The organism is Planctopirus hydrillae, from assembly GCF_001707835.1.
In the GTDB taxonomy this organism is placed as follows: Bacteria; Planctomycetota; Planctomycetia; order Planctomycetales; family Planctomycetaceae; genus Planctopirus; species Planctopirus hydrillae.
Genome location: NZ_LYDR01000002.1, coordinates 1 through 319 on the forward strand (window position 1 = coordinate 1; position 319 = coordinate 319).

Consider the following 319-nt stretch of genomic DNA (forward strand, 5'->3'; position numbering starts at 1 on the left):
ACCGGTTGCGAGCGATGTAGCCCAGCGGTTTCAGTAATGGTATAGCCCGCCACATGGCGGCGAAGGCAGCGGCACCAGATAAAATTACGCCGTCTTCGCTGGCATGGAAGCGCGCGAGCATCAATTGACGGTCAAGCGGGCACACCGCATCCGCAGGTGCTATATTTAGAAATAGGATAGAGCGCCGAACGTCGAGCTGGCGCATTAATGCAATCTCGCGCATGCACAGAGGACATGCTCCATCATACCAGACAATTACTTTGGCCATGATGCCTTTTATCATCTCGGACATCTTTCTGTCAGGTCGGCACTGATCGTC

The 319-nt window shown here is 53.9% G+C and carries 1 protein-coding gene; it reads right to left on the bottom strand.

All coding sequences use genetic code 11. The annotated features are described in order from the left end of the window. Positions 1-283: DCC1-like thiol-disulfide oxidoreductase family protein (locus A6X21_RS25815; RefSeq protein ID WP_205847353.1), on the bottom strand; the 283-nt coding region annotated here is incomplete at its 3' end. Positions 284-319: the final 36 nt, after the last annotated feature.